Here is a 19,106-nt window from a genome sequence, read left to right on the forward strand (position 1 = left end):
ATTGTTTCTTTACAGAAAATTACTCACCTTTTGGAGCTTGCTCTGCTGCAGGCTCTGATGGCTCTAGCGCTTCTTTGATACTTAAGCGAACACGGCCTTGGCGGTCAACTTCCAGAACTTTAACTTTAACTTCTTGACCAACTTTTAAGTGATCAGAAACATTGTTAACACGCTCTTTGCTGATTTGAGAAATGTGAACTAGGCCATCTTTACCTGGTAAAACATTTACAAACGCACCGAAGTCTACGATACGGTTTACTTTACCGTTGTAGATAGTGCCAACTTCTAGTTCAGCAGTTAACGCTTCAATGCGAGCAATCGCTTCTTTAGCGCTGTTGCCGTTAGTTGCAGCGATCTTAACTGTACCGTCATCTTCGATTTCGATCGTCGTATCAGTTTCTTCAGTTAGCTGACGAATTGTAGCACCACCTTTACCGATAACATCAGCAATCTTCTTCGGTGGAATATTCATTGTATAAATACGCGGAGCAAATTCAGAAAGCTCTTGTGAAGGCGCTGCAATTGCTTGGTCCATTACGCTCAGGATGTGCATACGAGCTGCTTTCGCTTGACGTAGAGCAATCTGCATAATTTCTTTCGTGATACCTTCAATCTTGATATCCATCTGAAGTGCAGTAACACCCGCGCTGCTACCTGCAACTTTGAAGTCCATATCACCAAGGTGATCTTCGTCACCAAGGATGTCTGAAAGAACAACGAAGTCTTCGCCTTCTTTAACTAGACCCATAGCAATACCAGCAACAGATGCTTTAACAGGTACACCTGCGTCCATAAGAGCAAGTGAAGTACCACATACAGATGCCATTGAAGATGAACCATTAGATTCTGTAATTTCAGATACAACACGTACTGAATATGGGAATTCTTCAAGGCTTGGCATTACCGCTTGAACACCACGCTTTGCAAGGTTACCGTGGCCGATTTCACGACGTTTTGGAGAACCAATGAAGCCTGTTTCACCTACACAGAATGGAGGGAAGTTATAGTGAAGCATGAAGTGATGCTTGTGAGTACCTACTAGGTCATCCATCATTTGTGCGTCACGCTCAGTACCTAGAGTAGCAGTTACTAGTGCCTGAGTTTCACCACGAGTGAAGATTGAAGAACCGTGAGTACGCGGAAGTACACCAGTCATCACGTCAAGCGCACGAACCATATCCGGTTCACGGCCATCAATACGCTTTTCACCAGCGATGATGCGACCACGTACGATTTTCTTCTCTAAAGAGCTGAATAGTTTACCAACTTCTTGCTCGTCTAGCTCTTCGCCTTCAGCAAGTTCAGCAGTTAGCTTTTCAATTACTTCAGCTTTTGCTTCAGATAGAGACTCTTTACGCGCTACTTTGTCAGTAATAAGGTAAGCCGAACCAACTTTCTCTTCTGCAATTGCAGCTACTTTGTCTGCAAGTGCAACGTTTTTCTCAGGTGCAGTCCATTCCCAAGCTGGTTTGCCAGCTTCAGCTTTAAACTCTTCAATTGCTTTGATGATAGCTTGAGATTGATCGTGACCATAAACAACCGCACCTAACATCTCTTCTTCAGTTAAGATTTCGGCTTCTGATTCAACCATCAATACTGCATTTTCAGTACCAGCTACAACTAGATCTAGCTTACTTTCAGAAAGCTCTTTTACAGTTGGGTTAAGTACATATTGACCATCGATGTAACCAACACGAGCTGCACCGATAGGGCCATTGAATGGCACACCAGAAATAGCTAGTGCTGCAGAAGTACCGATCAACGCAACCATATCAGGTTGAATTTCAGGGTCCGATGAAACAACCGTCGCAATTACCTGAACTTCGTTTACAAAACCATCTGGAAATAGAGGGCGGATAGGACGGTCGATTAGACGTGCAGTCAATGTTTCTGAGTCTGAAGGACGACCTTCACGCTTTAAGAAACCACCTGGAATACGGCCAGCTGCGTACATTTTTTCTTGATAGTTTACAGTAAGAGGGAAGAAGTCCTGACCAGGCGCAGCTTCACGCTTACCAACAACAGTAACTAGTACTGAAGTATCACCAATGCTTGCTAAAACCGCACCGTCAGCTTGACGCGCGATAGCACCAGTTTCCAGGGTCACTGTATGTTGACCTAATTGGAATTCTTTAATTATTGCTTGCACAAAAATATTCCTTAAAAAATATATTAAAACGCCAACAACAACCAATTACAGTCTTAAATAGAACACCCAAAAAACTTTGGTACTCATATAGATCTACTTAAGCACTACAATTGGCAGAAGTATCGGCGCTTGCTCAGCACTATGCTTGAGCGAGGGTAAGTATACTGCTAGTACACGCACAAAAAAAGGGGCGAAGTCGCCCCTTTTTTATTGTCGGATAAAAATCCAACAATTCATCAAATTCTTAGCGACGTAGGCCAAGCTCTTTGATCAACGCAGCGTAACGCTCAACGTTCTTACCTTTTAGGTAATCAAGAAGGTTACGACGTTGGCTAACTTTACGTAGTAGACCACGACGAGAGTGGAAGTCGTGTTTGTGGTCAGCAAAGTGGCCTTGTAGTTTGTTGATATCAGCAGTTAGAAGCGCTACTTGAACTTCAGGAGAACCTGTGTCGCCTTCTGCGCGAGCGAATTTTGCTACGATTTCTGCTTTTTCTTTGTTGCTTAGTGACATAATAAACTCCAATTTAAATAAATTTAATGCTTTAGCCGATCACTAATTCAGCCAAAGCGACAAAGCGGCGGCATTGTATCAGTAATTCATGCCGCTGACAAAATTATTGTGCACTCGATAGCGCTCTTTTTGCTTTAAGGTGGCCATGTTTGTTACGTTCACCGATACCAATAAAGGTATCTTCGGCCATAACCTTAATTACGCCCTCAGGTACTTCGCCTACAACAACGGTTTGGCCATGGCTAAATGCAACACCTTGCTCTTTAGTTAAAGTGATCGTTGGTAGATCAACAAGTGCTGTATCCATTGGCAGTAACAGCTCGTCAATATAGGTAGATGGCTCAACCTCATCATCTTTAGCTTGTTGTAACTTTTCTTCTAAAGCTTCAATGGTGATCATCTTTTCAGCTGGATAATGACCTACGCCACTACGGTGAAGCATAATAACGTGTGCACCACACCCCAGTTTCTCGCCTAAATCATCAACGATAGTGCGAATATAAGTACCTTTTGATACATGCACAGTCATTTGAATTTGTTGGCTTTCAACATCATATTCATCAAGCGTAATGCTATAAACGTTGATTTTTCGACATTTACGCGGTACTTCAATTCCTTCACGAGCATACTTGTATAGTGGCTGACCTTGATATTTCAACGCAGAATACATAGAAGGATACTGGTCTGATTCACCTAAAAAGCTCGCGACCTCCTGCTCCAATTGCGCTTGGGTAATGTCAACTGAGCGAGTCTCAACAATTTCACCATCGGAGTCTGATGTAGTAGTTCGTTCACCTAGTTGAGCACGAACAACATATGTTTTATCCGTATCTAATAAAAACTGAGTAAACTTGGTTGCTTCACCAAAACAGATTGGCAACATGCCCGTTGCAAGCGGATCCAAAGCACCAGTGTGCCCGGCTTTTTGCGCAAAATAGATGCCTTTGGCCTGCTGCAGAGCTTTGTTCGATGAGATCCCTTGAGGCTTGTGTAAAAGTACAATGCCATCAACCGGGCGACCTTTACTACGGCGGGCCATTACTCTTCACCACCTTCTGCTGAGTCAGTATCTTCGCCACGCTTTTCTTTATCTGAACGAATCACTTCATCAACTAAATTGGAAATACGCATACCTTCCATCAGTGAGTTGTCTAGGACAAACTTTAGCTCTGGCATAATACGCGCACGAATACGCTTGCCTAAGATCGAACGAATGTATCCAGTCGCATCGTTCATAATAGCGAGGTTTTGTTTTGTATCCTCATCACTCTTACTGTTTAATACAGTTACAAAGATCTTTGCATAAGATAAATCACGAGATACTTCAACTGCAGATACAGTTACCATACCAAGTCTTGGATCTTTTATTTCTCGTTGCAAAATAACCGCAATTTCTTTTTGAATTTGCTGTGCAACACGATCCGTACGAGAAAATTCTCTCATTGTCACCACTTTTAATAAGCTATTGATTTTTATGTTATAAAAATCTAAAAAACACAAACACAAATGGGGGCTAACGCCCCCATTTCAAGGTTTAGACCCTGTTAGAATTACAGTGAACGCTGTACTTCAACAGTTTCGAATACCTCAATCTGATCGCCAACTTTAACGTCATTGTAGTTCTTAACACCGATACCACATTCCATACCGTTACGAACTTCTTGAACGTCATCTTTAAAGCGACGAAGTGATTCAAGCTCACCTTCGTAAATAACCACGTTTTCACGTAGTACACGAATTGGCGCGCTGCGCTTCACAATACCTTCAGTTACCATACAACCTGCTACTGCACCGATCTTAGGCGACTTGAACACGTCACGTACTTCAGCAAGACCAATAATCTCTTGTTTGAACTCAGGCGCAAGCATACCAGCCATTGCTTGTTTCACTTCTTCAATTAGGTCATAGATAACACTGTAGTAACGTAGATCTAGGTTTTCTGCTTCAATCACTTTACGCGCAGACGCATCCGCACGAACGTTGAAACCAACGATGATTGCATTTGAAGCTGCTGCAAGTGTTGCATCTGTTTCAGTGATACCACCTACACCACTACCTACAATCTTCACTTTAACTTCGTCAGTCGACAGTTTAGTAAGTGAATCTGAGATTGCTTCAATTGAACCTTGTACATCAGCTTTAAGAACAACATTAACTTCAGAGATATCGCCTTCAGTCATGTTTGTAAACATGTTCTCAAGTTTCGCTTTCTGCTGACGAGCAAGCTTCACTTCACGGAACTTACCTTGACGGTATAGTGCAACTTCACGCGCTTTACGCTCATCTTTAACAACTGTTGCTTCATCACCTGCCGCAGGTACACCAGAAAGACCTAGGATCTCTACAGGAATTGATGGGCCAGCTTGTGAAATTTCTTTACCGTTTTCGTCTCTCATTGCACGGACACGACCGTACTCAAGACCACATAGAACGATGTTACCTTGCTCAAGCGTACCGCCCTGTACAAGTACAGTTGCAACTGGACCACGGCCTTTATCAAGACGAGATTCAATAACAACACCTTGTGCCATACCTTCTTGAGGAGCTGTCAGCTCTAATAGCTCAGCTTGCATCAAGATAGCTTCAAGAAGGTCATCGATACCTAGACCAGTTTTCGCTGAGATATGAACAAACTGCGTGTCACCACCCCACTCTTCTGGAATAACATCCAATTGAGCAAGCTCGTTTTTAACGCGATCAGGGTCGATGCCCTCTTTATCCATTTTGTTTACAGCGATGATAAGCGGTACTTCAGCAGCTTTTGCGTGCTGTACAGCTTCTTTCGTCTGTGGCATTACGCCATCGTCAGCAGCAACAACTAGTACAACGATATCTGTTGCTTTTGCACCACGTGCACGCATTGATGTAAACGCCGCGTGTCCTGGAGTATCTAGGAACGTGATCATGTTGCCATCAGTTTCAACGTGGTATGCACCAATGTGCTGCGTAATACCACCGGCTTCACCATCTGCTACTTTCGCTTTACGAATGTAGTCAAGCGTTGACGTTTTACCGTGGTCAACGTGACCCATTACAGTAACAACTGGTGCACGTGGACCAACGCTCTCGTTGTCGCTACGGTCACTCAATACTTTCTCTTCAAGTTCGTTCTCTTTAACAAGAACAACTTTATGACCCATTTCTTCTGCAACATACTGAGCAGTTTCTTGGTCAATAACTTGGTTGATTGTTACCATTTCACCAAGCTTCATTAGTGTTTTAACAACTTCAGCACCTTTCACAGCCATGCGTGATGCAAGCTCAGATACTGTAATTGTTTCACTAATGCGCACTTCTTGCTTAACTTCCGCCGCAGGCTTTTGGAAGCCATGTTGAAGAGATGTAGGCGCTTTAAGCTTGCCTTTTTTACCACGTGACTGTTGTGCGTTAGTTTCGCCTTTCGCTTGTGGCTTTTTCTTTTTCTTACGACGTGCACTTTTCTCTTCACGTGCATCAGACTCATCTTCTGCTTCACGTGCATAGGTAGAAGTAGTCATATGGTGATCTGCAGAAGCTTCGCGACGTTTGCGCTCTTCTTCTTCAGCTTTCCAACGTGCTTCATTCTCTTCTGCTAGACGACGAGCTTCTTCAGCTTGACGATTTGCTTCTTCTTCAGCTTTTTTTACAGCTGCTGCTTCTGCTTCGGTACGAAGACGTTCTGCTTCGATTTTCTCTTGCTCTTGTTGGGCGCTATCCACTTCTTTACTCTGCTGTTCTTTCGCTTGACGTTCTGCTTCTGCTTTACGTTTGGCTTCTTCTTTAGCTTTGCGCTCAGCTTCCTCTTTGGCTTTTCGCTCTGCCTCCTGTTGGGCGTTGCGTTCAGCTTCTTCTTTCGCTTGTTGCTCAGCTTCTTGTTGAGCTTTCAATTCTGCTTCTTTGCGCGCAGCTTCCTCTGCAGCTAAGCGTTCTTGCTCTTTTTGCTGCTCGATTGCGCTCTTTTTAACGTAAGTGCGCTTTTTACGTACTTCTACCTGAACCGATTTAGCTTTACCAGTAGAACCAGTAACACTTAAGGTACTCTTGCTTTTACGCTGAAGAGTCATACGCTCAGGGCCATCTGAACCTGTACCGCCATGCTGCTTACTCAAATGGTCTAGCAACTTGGCTTTTTCAGATTCACTTACCTGATCGCCTTTGGCTTTGGTGATCCCTGCATCTGTTAACTGCTGCAGTAATTTATCAACAGTTGTACCAATGTTCTCGGCTAGTTTCTCTATGCTCACTTCTGCCATGTTATGCGTTACCTCCCGTTAATAAACTACTCTTCACTAAACCAGCAAATGTTGCGTGCAGCCATAATAAAGTCGCCCGCTTGCTGTTCAGATAATTCAGTGATCTCAACTAATTCGTCGATACCTTGCTCTGCTAAATCTTCAAGGGTGATTACGCCTTTGCTCGCCATCACAAACGCTAAGTGGCGATCAAGACCTTCAAGGTCTAGTAAGTCTTGAGCAGGTTCAGCACCTTCTAAAGACTCTTCATCACGAAGTGCTTTAGTCGTCAATGCATCTTTTGCACGTTTACGTAACTCTTCGACAGTTTCTTCGTCTAGTCCCTGAATTTCTAGGAATTCAGCAACTGGTACGTATGCGACTTCTTCAAGAGTTGAGAAACCTTCGTTAATCAAAAACTCTGCAAAGTCATCATCGATATCTAGGTTGTCTGTAAATAGGCTAATAAGTTTATCAGATTCTTCGGCGTTTTTACGCTCCATATCTTCAACTGTCATTACGTTTAGTTCCCAACCAGTTAGTTGGCTAGCTAAACGTACGTTCTGCCCATTACGGCCAATCGCTTGTGCTAGGTTATCTGCTTCAACCGCGATTTCCATCGTGCGTGAATCTTCATCCATCACAATTGACGCAACTTCTGCAGGTGCCATTGCATTAATAACGAACTGAGCTGGATTGTCATCATATAATACTATATCAACACGCTCGCCGCCTAATTCTGTCGAAACAGCTTGTACACGTGCACCACGCATACCAACACATGCACCTACCGGGTCAATACGCTTGTCATTTGATTTAACCGCAATTTTGGCACGTGAACCAGGATCACGAGCTGCACCTTTGAGCTCGATCATCTCTTCACCGATTTCCGGCACCTCAATGCGGAATAGCTCCATCAGCATCTCTGGTTTAGAACGAGTTACAAACAACTGTGCGCCGCGTGCTTCAGGCTTCACTTCATATAGCAATCCACGAACGCGGTCACCAGGACGGAAGCTTTCGCGAGGTAGCATATCTTCACGGTAAATTACCGCTTCAGCGTTGTTGCCTAAATCAATTACAACGGTATCGCGCGATGCCTTTTTAACAACACCGGTTACCAGTTCACCCTTTTGGTCTTTGTATGCATCAACAACTAATGCACGCTCAGCTTCACGTACTTTTTGCACGATAACTTGCTTAGCCATTTGGGTAGTAATTCGGTCAAATTGAATTGATTCAATTTGCTCTTCAACGTAGTCACCTAGTTGCAACTCTGGCTCTTCGACCTGAGCAGCTTCAAGGGTGATTTCAGAGTATGGATGCTCTAGTGAGCCATCTTCTAATGGCTCAGCTACTTGCCAACGACGGAATGTATCATATTCACCCGTTTTTCTATCAATAGAAACACGTACTTCAATTTCACCGTCATGTTTTTTCTTTGTAGCAGTCGCCAGTGCGAACTCTAACGCCTCAAAAATTTTCTCTCTTGGGACTGCTTTTTCATTGGATACAGCTTCTGCAACCAACAAGATCTCTTTTGCCATAGGTTTTGCCTCGCTTGCCCTGGTCCTTCGCACTTAATCTTAAAATTTGGCGATGATATTAGCTCTTTCGACATTGCTTAGCATAATGTGATGCTCTTGCCCGTCGACAGTCAGCGTGATCATGTCGCCTTTAACTGCTATTAGATCGCCTTTAAAGTTGCGGCGACCATCTTGTGGAAGTTTAGTGCGCAAACGCACTTCTTCACCTTGCGCGTCCTCATAATGAGCTTGTTTGAATAATGGTCTATCCACACCCGGTGAAGACACTTCTAAGTTGTATTCATTTGTAATGGGATCTTCTACATCCATAATCGCACTAATTTGGCGACTTACTTCTGCACAATCGTCAACATTAATACCATTCTCATGTTCGATGTACACTCTCAGTGTAGAATGACGACCAGCTTGCACAAACTCTAAACCGAGCAGCTCAAAACCACACGCTTCAACAGCAGGCTCTAGCATAACGGTTAAATCTTGCTCGAGTTTTGACACAAATTACCTCCATACAAACAAAAAAAGGGCTCATGGCCCCATCAATTCAGCTGCATGCTCTTGGGCCTAAATTGCTATTATCTAGCACTAGACACAACAACGCCCCGAACCAAGCGGGGCGTCACACCAAAAACAAACTGTGTGGCCAAAGGCCGTGCTTGGTTGCGGGCTGTACCAGCCTAAATTAAGCTTGCGCTTAAACGCAAAACGCGCATTACCATGAATGCGCGACCTAATAAGAAATAATCAAATTTCTTAATATTGGTTGCGGGAGCCGGATTTGAACCGACGACCTTCGGGTTATGAGCCCGACGAGCTACCAAGCTGCTCCATCCCGCGTCCACATGCAGCGATATGCTGCTCAATTGGCGTGTATTATAGAGATTGTTCCATTAATACGCAACCACTAACTAGATAAATTAGACACACCTAAACATCTTCAGAATTGATTAAGTACTTCTTTAACAATCATTAACATACATCACTTGTACCCGTTTTAGTTTGCTCTATACTTCACTTTTCTTACAATCCGGAGACAATTAAATGAATAAAAGGTCATTCCAGATAACTTTGACAGCGTTATCAACTTTGTTTTTCAGTGGTATTGCAACTGCAAACACATGCGCTAGCGCCGGTCCACAAACACCACGGGACATCGACAACCTTTACGGGGAAAACAAACGCATCTTTAGCCTCGCGCCTCCTTCTTCACAAATGAACCTGTGTAATATTCATTTCCACAAAAATGCAGAGCACAAAGCAAAAGACTTCTCTGTATTTGCAGGTGACGGTAAATATGGTGGTTACCAGTGTAATGCTACATCAAGCCTAACAGCCGCAGAGTTAAAAGCGCCAAAAGGAAAAGTTTGTAAAAACGTAAAACCTGGAGATACCATCGAAGTACATTGGGTACACAGTTCATGTGATGTCAAACCAGGTAAAGGACTGGGCTCTTGCCTTAATGATCAATGTGCAAACCCTGACTTACGCGTAGAAACACAAGTTTTCCTAGTTGTAAATGATGAAGATGCACTAGACTTCAATGACTTGAGCTACGACGGTAATATTGTTGATGGTTATCATCAGCCTAAACATATCCCAAATACGACCGGTAAACCTGTTGAGTTTTTAGGGTCTACAACGGGACCAAGTTACAACGATAAACAATGCTCTCCTTTACAAGTTACTTGGAGTGTTCGTCCAGCTTGTGCCAAAATCGACATCAATAGTCTCGCCGAGTGGTGTGAAGACAACGTCTTTGAAGAAGATCATGCACACGGTGTCAGACAGCTGGTAACCGATCCTAAGTTACTATCAACTATCAAATAAGCATTAGATGATATGCAGAACTACAATATTTGTATTTCTGCATTATTGATAAATAAGTTTGCAATCATAAAAGTCTACTGGCTATACTCAAATCAAATGCGGTTTTTTCGTACAACACAAAACACGCATCATAGGTAGTCACCCAAGTTTATTTTGTTTTGTTTGCTGTATCAGTTTGAGTGATAGCGAAACAGAGTTGATTAAAAACTTGAGCACGGATCCGCTCTAATCGTAATTGGAGCGATTATGAGTATTTCACCTTATCAATATCAGCTTTTAAGTCAGTCATTTGCGACTATCAAACCAAATTTTCACTGTTTTTGCGTGAGCTTTAACCACCGCTTAAAAATGCATCCAATGTCAATGGTCATTCCTAGTGCTGAGTCACAAATTTTAGCCATTGAATATCAGCTTAGGGCATTTATTCAGCAAAGTCTTATCCGTATGGCGAATCAAAAGGAGCTCTGTAGTTACATTGTCGGCAATATTGCCACCATTAAGTCCCTTCACCCATCGGCCTGTGACATTAGAATTTTGTGCAATTGCTTTTTAGACACGTTAAAGGTCCATTTAGGCAAACAATTTACACTTGCAGTGAGAAATGCTTGGAAGCGAGCACTGCATATTATCGCCAACGTACTCAAATCGGAACTATTTGGCATGTCAAATATTGTTTACTTAGATCAAGTTCGGCAAAAAAGACAAATTAGTCATTCTTGATGTGAAGGTGACAATCAAACTTGGAATCAGTAGACTGACCCTAATTTAGGTTAATTTAGGTGAGTTTATGAAACGTATCGCTATTTTATTGGGTTTGAGTGCATTGTTAACCACAGGCTGTGATGTATTTGAAGACTCTAAAGCCCAAATTGAAGCGCAATACTTAGCAGAAAACCAAGAGTTGCAAGCCGTTATTGAGCAGATCCGTGAACATGGATTGGAAGCAATGGCGCACAGCGCTCAAGCAGGAACAATGGCCAGCTGTGTTGCCAGCAAACTTGATGGCGATCCAATGGGCGCACTTGTGGAAGTTGAAGGCGCCTTGCAAGATGGTGCAAGCGTGGCGGAGCTTGCAAATTCTATCGCGAGTTTAACTGAGCAAGAAATCAGCTTAGAAAGTATCCCTGAATTGCTAAAAGCAGGCGCGGAAACTGTGACCTACTTGAAAACACTGTTAAGTACATACGATTTGGCTGAACTACAAACTCAGTTTAGTACTTTACTAGAGCAAGGTCAGACCAAAAGCGAAGACATTGGCACACATTTGCGTGGCTTGATTGAGCAATGTAATTAATTTACTAAGGTCATGCTTTATCTAAAGCATGACCTTGTTGCATCCAACTAGAATAAACGCCATCGACGCTTTTTAGTCCGCACTTTATGAACCCAATTGACCTCAATGGTGGTTACTGCCAGCACGTCTCTTTGAGCTTTAGCAATAAGTTCATAACTGACACTTTCAACAGATCCAAAATTTAGCGTATAACTGAAACTATCTGTATTGGCCCAACACTGTAAAATGCGTTTAGATTCACTCTCTCTAAGGCAATAATCCCCTGCTTCAGGCGCTGATATATCAAATACAACATCAGCATAACAGGTACGTCCTTGGTTTAGCGCAACACATTTTGTTGGTGAAGCATGCAATATCCCTTTACGTTTGTCGTTGGCTATTGACTCAGTCGTCAATGTAGCCAGCGATGCCCAAATTACCCAAGTGAATCTAGAATACATACTTCACTCCAGTAAAGAAAACCCGTGCATAGTTTGAGTCAACTAGGGGGCTACTTTTTACCCCGCCAGATCCTATTAACACTGAAGCGCCCGCGCTGTATACCCAATCTTGTGCAATTGGGTAGTTAATTTGCGTCTGGACAAATACTGTTGCGCCGTCTCCAGCCGTAAACCCATGCAGGTAATCATTTACTTCAGAAGGAGATACACCGTAAAAATAGTTGTTGAAATTCTGAGAGTAATAATTGGCACCAAAATTCAGCCACAAGTCCCAGTTTCTTAACTCAAAGTTACGCGTCGCCTCGACATGAAAAACCCAGCCATTGGATTCACCAAGTACATCGTACACCAACTCCGCAACAGCTAAAAAGTTGCCAATATTTCGATAATAGGCAAGGCCAATAGACTGATCGACTTTACGTGATTTTACGCCCCTTAACTCTTCAACAACATCGTCTTCATTAGAGTAATAACCAGTTTCAGAAAACGGGATCTGATAGTTACCAAATATGGCATCCAGCCCCCATTCTTCCTCCTGAACCAATTGATACCCAAGGTCAGAACCCCCAAAAAAATCGCCTGAATGTGTATTCAAGTAAAACTTTTTATATTGAAGCTTGGCATCGATTAACGGTGCAAGAGAAGAGAATTCATGCTTGGAGCCAATAAGCTTTGGTAGCTTGGTATTGACATAGAATGCGCCTAAACTCAATTGCCATTCAAAGTCATCTTCATCATACCAAGGCTCAGCATGTGCTTTCCCCATAATCACCATGCAAAGTGCAAGGAACACAGAAATTATATTATTCATTACTTATTATCTTTATTTAGCATTTGTGCCTAAATTCAGTACCAGATCATACCTGAGCACTTCTCATACAACAAGAAAACAATTTAAAACCCAGCAATTAACATTTTTTTAATCATATTGTCATCTTCACATTTTTAAATGCGCACTCTCACAATCGAGTAATTATTCAATACGGAAATAAAATGAAAAAACTCCTTTTAGTTTCTTTACTTATGGCTAGTGCCGGAAATGCTTATGGGTTTAGCCAAGAAACACATAAACGGATTGTTATTGATGCTGTTAATTATATGGCACAAAATCCACAAACGACAGAATATCGCAAGCTGCTATCATTCGCCCAATCAAAAGGGATGAGTATTACTCAACTTGGCGAATTGATGGGACAGGCTGCTTATGACGTCGACGACTTTGAAGACACGTTTTTATGCGGCGCGATCACAGGAGACTGTGTCCAAGCTCCGATCTGGGGGGTAGCAGAAAGTATCGTCAAATACACCAGTTACTGGCACTTTCAAAACCACACCCAAGGCGCTGACCAACATGGTAATGACTTTGGCGGTTACAACTACGATAAACTCACTGTTTGGGGAGCCATCGATAATATGGCAGCAACCTGGCTGAAGGGAGATTACCTCGATGACGGCCCAGGTGGAGAAACTGGGTGGTTCAGTGCCGACGACAGCGAATACAACAGCTACGGGATCACTGAAAAAAATTACCGTATCGACGGACACTCACATTACAACATGTATGACGACTTTGAAGAAATGCCTTTTCAGCCAATCGATAATCTTGGGCAATATTGGTATCAGAGCTATCTAAAAACTGGCAACCCGCAAATTTTAGGTTTTGTTTTCCACACAACGGATCTACTACAGCCTCACCATACATGGACTACCTCAGATCTCAACCATTCAGATTGGGAGTCATGGGTAAAAGATTATTACGACCAAGAAAACCTGAACGATATGGCATTAGTTAAGCAAGCAATGCAAAGTTTCACAGCATTAAATGCAAAAGATACCGATATTCGTCCACTACTGACCGAAGGCGGCGCTTTTTCATACGCGCAAGGTGGCATAGTGCTCAATTCCAAAGATCATTATGACAGGTTAAATACTGCCAAAATGGTGATCCCCCATTCAATCGCGATGGTAGTCCACCTACTTAATCATGCGATGGTGGCACGTTAATGCGTTTTGCTATCTTTTTATGGGTAAGCTTTGTTAGCTTACCCTGCTTCTCAGCACTCGACCACATTACTGAAGCAGAGCTTGCATTAATGCACAGCTTGTACCAAGCACAAGACAGGCAAATATCTAAAACAAGCCTTAAGACTAGGCTATTAGAAAACCAGTTTCTCCTATCACACGCACGTAAACTAAACTTATCTTTGTTAGATAGGCATGCATCCGTAGGTTTTGACAATGCATATCATGTACGTAGATATATAAGCTCTATGTTATTTCATAAATTTCCACAGCTTACACATACGAAACGAAAAGCACTTCAAATATCATTGTCAGCTGAAGAACTAAAATCACTATTGGGCCCATACCCTAATAATGGACAATATACTGAACAGCAAAGACAAAAGTGGCGTCAGATATCAATGAGTAAACAACCAAAAATCACCCTTGATGACATATTGGCGAGTCAATCTATGCAAGGTAGATTTTCATTGCATGAAGGGGATATTGGGCTGCTAAGCAAAGACGTTGAAGATCTTATCAGCTTTCATCAATTGAAGAATAAGGCTGCACCTCTGCTCGCTGAGCAAAAATTGTCTCTCACTCGACTTAACCTGCTCGCACTTGGTGAGTTGCTGAGGCCGTCGATCCAAGCTTATTTAGGCGTTAAATCTCAACTGCACGGCGAGCGAAGCGATTACGTTGACAATATCAGATCAGATGTTTCTGATCACGAAATAGCTCAATTTTATATCACTCATAAAAAAGAGTTTAAATACTTACAGCATATTTCTGCATTCGCAGCAATTTTTGAGAATCAACAAGACGCAATGGCGACATACAGCAATGCAAGTCGAAACAACACTCGGCAGATATTGTTAAATAGTGGCCTACGCAACCACTTTAGTACATCCAAAAACGTTCAGCATCTTGTGCAGATCAGTCGCCACCACCCGAAAAAGTGGTTGGCACAAGTGGCATTTAATAATCAGGTAGATGAATTGTCCAGACCTATCCGCACACCTCAGGGTAAATGGGCATTGATATATACCACGAAACCAAGCTTCGCGTATCATGTAAAAGACAGTGAAACGGTCCGCTACCGCGCATTGCAACATATCACTCAGCACAAAGCCAAAACCGCATATACACACCTTTTTAATCAGTGGTTACACTCAGAAAAGACTAAAACATGAAACAGATACAATTGATCTTATGCGGCCTTTTACTGTTCGTAATCCTTATCGGAACTTGGGCGCTGATATCAGCGCTTCAAGTTACCATCATTGCAAGCCCCCCTTCAACGAAGGCCTTACCGGCTGCTCACTCAGCCCAAACTAAAACACCAATGGTTAACGAAACAGACCTCTCCCTAATTCACCTAAGTAGTAAAGACTCACCTTTGAGTAGCTCACCCAGAGGGCCTGCCATATCTGACATTACCGAAGGTGACGTATATATCCCCCCCATTGTTCAATCACCACCACAGAGCAATACCTCCTACAGTGGTGACTTAGACGATCATCAAAGTTACAACGCGTATTTATTGGCAAAGGAGCATGCGCTAAAACATGAGTTTATCGCAGCTGTAGATAAAAAAGTTGCAAGAATTAATAACTTGCTTGAGCGAGGGGTCCAAGCAAATCTACCTAGCGAGCAGCTACAAGAAGCCAGAGATAAAATAGCCGCTCTTAAAACAATGAAGGCTCAACTAATCAAGGAGTTAGATTCAGTTAGAGTCGACAACTAACTCGCCATCACTTTGCTTTTGTGATAGGTATGCTGTCAATATTCGCTCATAGATCCGTTCAATCGTCACAAGATCTGTGATAGGCACGTGCTCATTCACTTGATGGATTGATTCATTCTTGACGCCACACTCAACTACCTGAGTATTTTCATTGGCAAAAAAACGGCCATCAGATGTACCACCAGCAGTACTCAATGTCGGATAGTTACCCAGCTCTTCAGAGATAACAGTTTCAATCAAAGACAAAAAACAATTGTGCGCTTGTTTACCCGTATAATATGACTCACATGGACGTTCCCAAGCAACACTTACTTCCGCGTTTACAGTGTCGCTTACTGCTGCCAACCTTTGGCATATTTCATCGCTTTTATAACTATGACTATAACGAACATTGAATGTAATTTCACAACTTGCAGGAACGAGATTATCAACAATATTTGGTACGGTAAGTCCAGTTACTTGCAGTGTCGTTTTTGACCCAGCCACATCCTTTGGCCAATTCAATTGGGCTAATTTCGTCACCAACTCTCCCGCAATATGCGCTGCATTTTTGGCTAATTCGGGGTAAGCCACATGTCCAGCCTTCCCTTTCACGATAAATCTGCCAGAAATAGCGCCGCGCCGGCCATTTTTAATGGTATCCCCCACCAGCTTATGAGATGTAGGTTCACCAACCAAGCAGGCATCCAGTGCAACACCTTGGCGTCTTAAATACTCCGCGATTAACACAGAGCCATCCGTCGCTTCACCTTCTTCGTCAGATGTGATCAGCCAATACAATGTGCCACTGAAATTTAGTTCAGACTCACATAAAGACCTCGTCGCATTGAGCATCGCGGCAATCGAGCCTTTCATATCGGCCGCACCGCGACCATATACGATACCGTCGACAATTTCCCCGGAAAACGGGTCGACAATCCAACCATCAGTAGTCGCTGGGACAACATCAACATGGCCCGAATACGCTAATGTAGGGCCCTCTCCAAAACGTCGATGCGCAATCAAGTTTTTAACGCCGTTGGATTCAATAACAACGACCTCAAACTCTAGCTTTGACAATTGTTGTGAAAGGTAAGCCAAGGTTCCTGCATCATTTGGGGTTACTGATCGAGCTCGGATCAATTGTTGCAATATATCTACAACGGGAAAATGAGCTTGCTGACTGTCTTGAAGAACTTGAGGCATATTGAATAACCAATCGACTGTTTGCTCCATTAAACGTGCTCAAAGTGTCCAGATTATGTCGAGTTAATTGCATATTTATTACTAAAAACAGAGAAAAATAGGGACTCATAGCCTATTGGGCGATACTTTATTGCTAATTTTCAAGGTAATTCAGCTAGAAAACTTAATCCAAATCAAACTTTCAAAACCTTCTGAAATATGAAAAGTCAAACTTGATCTAGAACAGCTTTTTTTCCTCCAAAGCCCTTACTATGAAGCCATTAAACAAGAGCCACCTTGTATAGGTTCAGGAGATGAAAATGAATAAACTAACAGCTGCTTTGATTTCAACTTTATTAGTAACAGCACCTTTAGCTCACGCTCAGTTTAGCGTCAACGTTGGTGCTATTCATGTTAACCCTATTGACTCAGCATCGGCTATCAATGAAAACAGAGCGCTTGGACTTGCAGCGGATTCAGATACTCAGTTAGGTATTACTTTCGACTATCACTATAACGACAATATTGTATTTGAGTTAGTTGCTGCTACGCCATTTTCTCACACTGTTGAAGGTGCTGGCGGCTTAGCTGGGAATGACATCGCAAAAATTAAACAATTGCCACCCACCCTGCTAGCCCAGTATCACTTTTTTGACAGCAGCGCGAAACTGCGCCCGTTCATTGGCGCAGGTTTAAACTACACTGTCTTTTTTGATGAAGAACCAACAGCAGCATTAAAACAGACACTTGGTACTGACAATGTAAAAGTAGACTTAGACAGCTCTTTCGGATTGGCATTACAGCTTGGTTTAAACTACGAAATCAATGAAAAATGGGGCTTACATGTCATGGTATCGAAAATGGACATAGACACAGATGCTACTGTCTATGCTGACGGCAAACAAGCGTTAACATCAGATGTCGAAATCGACCCATTTGTCGCAATGATTGGCGCAAAGTACAAATTTTAATTGTGAACAGGTATAAATTCTCAATCTTGGGCCACTTAAGTGGCCTTTTTATTGTTCACTTTTTTTTGCTCTAACATCTCTTTCCAATGCACTATTTCGTTGGGAAGCTCAGGCTGCTCTCCATTGAATTCAGCGACTTCAAGTAAATCCTCAACAGAAACGATGCCTTTTTTACTCTTAAATACACCCCGTACGTATGCGATAGCATGCAGCCCTCTTTCTGAGTGAAACTTTTGTTCTATATAAAAGTATTTGTGATCCCAGCCAACAACTTGTGTCGTTACTGAAAATTTTTGCAACGGCTTTATATCTCGGATATAGGTTATTGCAGTGGCATTCACAATTGGAAACCACTTCCTTTTTAGCAGTTTTCCCAGCAAACCTAATCGCTCTGTCATCCATGTTCGAGCAAGATCCATCATCGCTAAATATCGCGAATTAGTAAGGTGTAAATTGATGTCACAGTCACTTGGTAAAGCCCTAAAATCAATTGTTGTAGGTTCTAACATGCCTTCGTGGCTTTTGTTTTGTCTAATTTTCCAAAACAATAGGAGTAACCGAAAATATAAATTCATGCTTCAATTGGTCTAACCAGTAATTTGTAGCGCCAGTGTATCATAGCACTTATTAGCAACAAGCATGTTCAGTGATATTTTCGACAATATGTTAAATTCATAGCAATTTGCTATATTTAACAAACTGAATTAAGTTTTAATTATCTTTAAGATAAGTATTTATTTATGAATAATATATTCAAACTTGGTCTTTTTTTAACTACGTTTAGCTTTAGCAGCAGTGTTTTGGCTAACTTTGATTTGACTGGAAAAGGCGTAGTCACATACCCAACTGGCATATCAAAAAACTTTGATTTTGGTTTCGGGTGGCAAGCAACGAATAAAAAGTTTCGCATCGGGAAAAAAGCCTATTCAATGTCTCAACTACCTGAGTCCTATTCGATTGCACTCACTCTCAGTAAAGATGAAACAAGAGTGTGGATACAAGAATTCAATGCGGGTTACATCGAGTCATTTGAATGGAAAATCGGGGATAATACACTCAAGTTGGCTAAGAGATCTTTCAACTCCCCAGTAAAGGGGAACTACATTTTGACACTCAATAAAGTGGATTACTTTTTAAGTAGAAACAATGTGAGCATCGATGTGTATTTTGAGGAATCCGGTGTTAAATATGTCAGGTTGGACGGCGTGACTAGAAATATGGGTACTAAAAAGTAAGTACCC

Annotated in this window: 19 protein-coding genes and 1 tRNA gene; 8 read left to right on the forward strand and 12 right to left on the reverse strand. The window is 42.3% G+C overall.

Annotated features, from left to right (window positions below; translation table 11 throughout):
* Positions 1-19: 19 nt before the first annotated feature.
* The 8 genes from pnp to MHN81_RS12910 all read right to left on the reverse strand — a co-directional run bounded on the left by pnp (position 20) and on the right by MHN81_RS12910 (position 9,255).
* Positions 20-2,149 (reverse strand): polyribonucleotide nucleotidyltransferase, encoded by a 2,130-nt coding sequence (gene pnp / locus MHN81_RS12875; RefSeq protein ID WP_023397668.1) that lies wholly within the window; start codon positions 2,147-2,149, stop codon positions 20-22.
* Positions 2,150-2,393: 244 nt separating this feature from the next.
* Positions 2,394-2,663 carry a 30S ribosomal protein S15 gene (gene rpsO / locus MHN81_RS12880; protein WP_036975065.1) on the reverse strand — a complete coding sequence of 90 codons (270 nt, stop codon included), beginning with the start codon at positions 2,661-2,663 and terminating at the stop codon, positions 2,394-2,396.
* Positions 2,664-2,766: 103 nt separating this feature from the next.
* Entirely contained in the window at positions 2,767-3,702 is a 936-nt protein-coding gene (gene truB / locus MHN81_RS12885) for a tRNA pseudouridine(55) synthase TruB (RefSeq protein ID WP_023397667.1), read from the reverse strand.
* Positions 3,702-4,106, reverse strand: coding sequence for a 30S ribosome-binding factor RbfA (gene rbfA / locus MHN81_RS12890; protein WP_023397666.1), 405 nt, complete (start codon positions 4,104-4,106; stop codon positions 3,702-3,704). The genes truB and rbfA overlap by 1 nt, the downstream gene beginning before the upstream one ends.
* 107 nt (positions 4,107-4,213) lie before the next feature.
* The gene (infB, locus tag MHN81_RS12895) at positions 4,214-6,895 is read right to left on the reverse strand and encodes a translation initiation factor IF-2 (RefSeq protein WP_023397665.1); all 2,682 of its coding nucleotides are present in this window, start codon (positions 6,893-6,895) and stop codon (positions 4,214-4,216) included.
* Positions 6,896-6,921: 26 nt separating this feature from the next.
* A complete protein-coding gene (gene nusA / locus MHN81_RS12900) occupies positions 6,922-8,421 on the reverse strand; it encodes a transcription termination factor NusA (RefSeq protein WP_023397664.1) in 1,500 nt (499 codons plus the stop codon).
* A 39-nt stretch (positions 8,422-8,460) separates the two neighbouring features.
* A complete protein-coding gene (gene rimP, locus MHN81_RS12905; protein ID WP_023397663.1) occupies positions 8,461-8,916 on the reverse strand; it encodes a ribosome maturation factor RimP in 456 nt (151 codons plus the stop codon).
* A 262-nt stretch (positions 8,917-9,178) separates the two neighbouring features.
* Positions 9,179-9,255 (reverse strand) — tRNA-Met (locus MHN81_RS12910).
* Positions 9,256-9,459: 204 nt separating this feature from the next.
* Here MHN81_RS12910 and MHN81_RS12915 point away from each other — a divergent pair.
* The 3 genes from MHN81_RS12915 (at position 9,460) to MHN81_RS12925 (ending at position 11,539) form a co-directional block, all read left to right on the forward strand.
* Complete coding sequence (locus MHN81_RS12915; protein ID WP_023397662.1) at positions 9,460-10,245, forward strand: delta-class carbonic anhydrase; 786 nt, start codon at positions 9,460-9,462, stop codon at positions 10,243-10,245.
* Between the two features lie 246 nt (positions 10,246-10,491).
* A complete protein-coding gene (locus tag MHN81_RS12920) occupies positions 10,492-10,965 on the forward strand; it encodes a globin (RefSeq protein WP_023397661.1) in 474 nt (157 codons plus the stop codon).
* A gap of 67 nt (positions 10,966-11,032) precedes the next feature.
* Positions 11,033-11,539, forward strand: coding sequence for a hypothetical protein (locus MHN81_RS12925; protein WP_023397660.1), 507 nt, complete (start codon positions 11,033-11,035; stop codon positions 11,537-11,539).
* A gap of 47 nt (positions 11,540-11,586) precedes the next feature.
* Here MHN81_RS12925 and MHN81_RS12930 read toward each other — a convergent pair whose 3' ends face one another.
* Both MHN81_RS12930 and MHN81_RS12935 read right to left on the reverse strand, forming a co-directional pair.
* Positions 11,587-11,979, reverse strand: coding sequence for a DUF3019 domain-containing protein (locus tag MHN81_RS12930; protein ID WP_023397659.1), 393 nt, complete (start codon positions 11,977-11,979; stop codon positions 11,587-11,589).
* Positions 11,969-12,790, reverse strand: coding sequence for a MipA/OmpV family protein (locus MHN81_RS12935; RefSeq protein WP_023397658.1), 822 nt, complete (start codon positions 12,788-12,790; stop codon positions 11,969-11,971). The genes MHN81_RS12930 and MHN81_RS12935 overlap by 11 nt, the downstream gene beginning before the upstream one ends.
* A gap of 182 nt (positions 12,791-12,972) precedes the next feature.
* Here MHN81_RS12935 and MHN81_RS12940 point away from each other — a divergent pair, with 182 nt between their 5' ends.
* The 3 genes from MHN81_RS12940 to MHN81_RS12950 are packed head-to-tail and all read left to right on the forward strand — an operon-like array spanning position 12,973 to position 15,730.
* Positions 12,973-13,983 (forward strand): hypothetical protein, encoded by a 1,011-nt coding sequence (locus MHN81_RS12940; protein WP_023397657.1) that lies wholly within the window; start codon positions 12,973-12,975, stop codon positions 13,981-13,983.
* Entirely contained in the window at positions 13,983-15,176 is a 1,194-nt protein-coding gene (locus tag MHN81_RS12945; RefSeq protein ID WP_239425911.1) for a hypothetical protein, read from the forward strand. Before MHN81_RS12940 ends, MHN81_RS12945 begins: the two co-directional genes overlap by 1 nt.
* Entirely contained in the window at positions 15,173-15,730 is a 558-nt protein-coding gene (locus MHN81_RS12950) for a hypothetical protein (protein ID WP_239425912.1), read from the forward strand. The genes MHN81_RS12945 and MHN81_RS12950 overlap by 4 nt, the downstream gene beginning before the upstream one ends.
* On the opposite strand, the gene dapE is transcribed toward MHN81_RS12950, so the two are convergent.
* A complete protein-coding gene (gene dapE / locus MHN81_RS12955; protein ID WP_239425964.1) occupies positions 15,710-16,915 on the reverse strand; it encodes a succinyl-diaminopimelate desuccinylase in 1,206 nt (401 codons plus the stop codon). The two genes, MHN81_RS12950 and dapE, sit on opposite strands and share 21 nt — an antisense overlap.
* Before the next feature lie 293 nt (positions 16,916-17,208).
* Between dapE and MHN81_RS12960 the strand changes: the two genes are divergently transcribed.
* The gene (locus MHN81_RS12960; protein ID WP_036975064.1) at positions 17,209-17,865 is read left to right on the forward strand and encodes an OmpW family outer membrane protein; all 657 of its coding nucleotides are present in this window, start codon (positions 17,209-17,211) and stop codon (positions 17,863-17,865) included.
* Positions 17,866-17,900: 35 nt separating this feature from the next.
* Here MHN81_RS12960 and MHN81_RS12965 read toward each other — a convergent pair whose 3' ends face one another.
* Positions 17,901-18,440: a thioesterase family protein gene (locus MHN81_RS12965; RefSeq protein ID WP_023397652.1), complete on the reverse strand. Its 540-nt coding sequence runs from the start codon at positions 18,438-18,440 to the stop codon at positions 17,901-17,903.
* A 165-nt stretch (positions 18,441-18,605) separates the two neighbouring features.
* Between MHN81_RS12965 and MHN81_RS12970 the strand changes: the two genes are divergently transcribed.
* Positions 18,606-19,100: a hypothetical protein gene (locus MHN81_RS12970; protein ID WP_023397651.1), complete on the forward strand. Its 495-nt coding sequence runs from the start codon at positions 18,606-18,608 to the stop codon at positions 19,098-19,100.
* Positions 19,101-19,106 lie beyond the last annotated feature (6 nt).

It is taken from the genome of Pseudoalteromonas sp. Of7M-16 (genome assembly GCF_022347805.1).
Classification (GTDB): domain Bacteria; phylum Pseudomonadota; class Gammaproteobacteria; order Enterobacterales; family Alteromonadaceae; genus Pseudoalteromonas; species Pseudoalteromonas luteoviolacea_F.

What these genes read in the sequence shown, in the direction of transcription:
- rbfA (WP_023397666.1), bottom strand. Translation starts at nt 4,106, where the DNA reads ATGAGAGAATTTTCTCGTACGGATCGTGTTGCACAGCAAATTCAAAAA.
- nusA (WP_023397664.1), bottom strand. Translation starts at nt 8,421, where the DNA reads ATGGCAAAAGAGATCTTGTTGGTTGCAGAAGCTGTATCCAATGAAAAA.
- truB (WP_023397667.1), bottom strand. Translation starts at nt 3,702, where the DNA reads ATGGCCCGCCGTAGTAAAGGTCGCCCGGTTGATGGCATTGTACTTTTA.
- MHN81_RS12915 (WP_023397662.1), top strand. Translation starts at nt 9,460, where the DNA reads ATGAATAAAAGGTCATTCCAGATAACTTTGACAGCGTTATCAACTTTG.
- infB (WP_023397665.1), bottom strand. Translation starts at nt 6,895, where the DNA reads ATGGCAGAAGTGAGCATAGAGAAACTAGCCGAGAACATTGGTACAACT.
- MHN81_RS12950 (WP_239425912.1), top strand. Translation starts at nt 15,173, where the DNA reads ATGAAACAGATACAATTGATCTTATGCGGCCTTTTACTGTTCGTAATC.
- MHN81_RS12945 (WP_239425911.1), top strand. Translation starts at nt 13,983, where the DNA reads ATGCGTTTTGCTATCTTTTTATGGGTAAGCTTTGTTAGCTTACCCTGC.
- rpsO (WP_036975065.1), bottom strand. Translation starts at nt 2,663, where the DNA reads ATGTCACTAAGCAACAAAGAAAAAGCAGAAATCGTAGCAAAATTCGCT.
- MHN81_RS12920 (WP_023397661.1), top strand. Translation starts at nt 10,492, where the DNA reads ATGAGTATTTCACCTTATCAATATCAGCTTTTAAGTCAGTCATTTGCG.
- MHN81_RS12970 (WP_023397651.1), top strand. Translation starts at nt 18,606, where the DNA reads ATGAATAATATATTCAAACTTGGTCTTTTTTTAACTACGTTTAGCTTT.
- MHN81_RS12960 (WP_036975064.1), top strand. Translation starts at nt 17,209, where the DNA reads ATGAAAATGAATAAACTAACAGCTGCTTTGATTTCAACTTTATTAGTA.
- dapE (WP_239425964.1), bottom strand. Translation starts at nt 16,915, where the DNA reads ATGCCTCAAGTTCTTCAAGACAGTCAGCAAGCTCATTTTCCCGTTGTA.
- MHN81_RS12965 (WP_023397652.1), bottom strand. Translation starts at nt 18,440, where the DNA reads ATGAATTTATATTTTCGGTTACTCCTATTGTTTTGGAAAATTAGACAA.
- MHN81_RS12930 (WP_023397659.1), bottom strand. Translation starts at nt 11,979, where the DNA reads ATGTATTCTAGATTCACTTGGGTAATTTGGGCATCGCTGGCTACATTG.
- MHN81_RS12935 (WP_023397658.1), bottom strand. Translation starts at nt 12,790, where the DNA reads ATGAATAATATAATTTCTGTGTTCCTTGCACTTTGCATGGTGATTATG.
- MHN81_RS12925 (WP_023397660.1), top strand. Translation starts at nt 11,033, where the DNA reads ATGAAACGTATCGCTATTTTATTGGGTTTGAGTGCATTGTTAACCACA.
- MHN81_RS12940 (WP_023397657.1), top strand. Translation starts at nt 12,973, where the DNA reads ATGAAAAAACTCCTTTTAGTTTCTTTACTTATGGCTAGTGCCGGAAAT.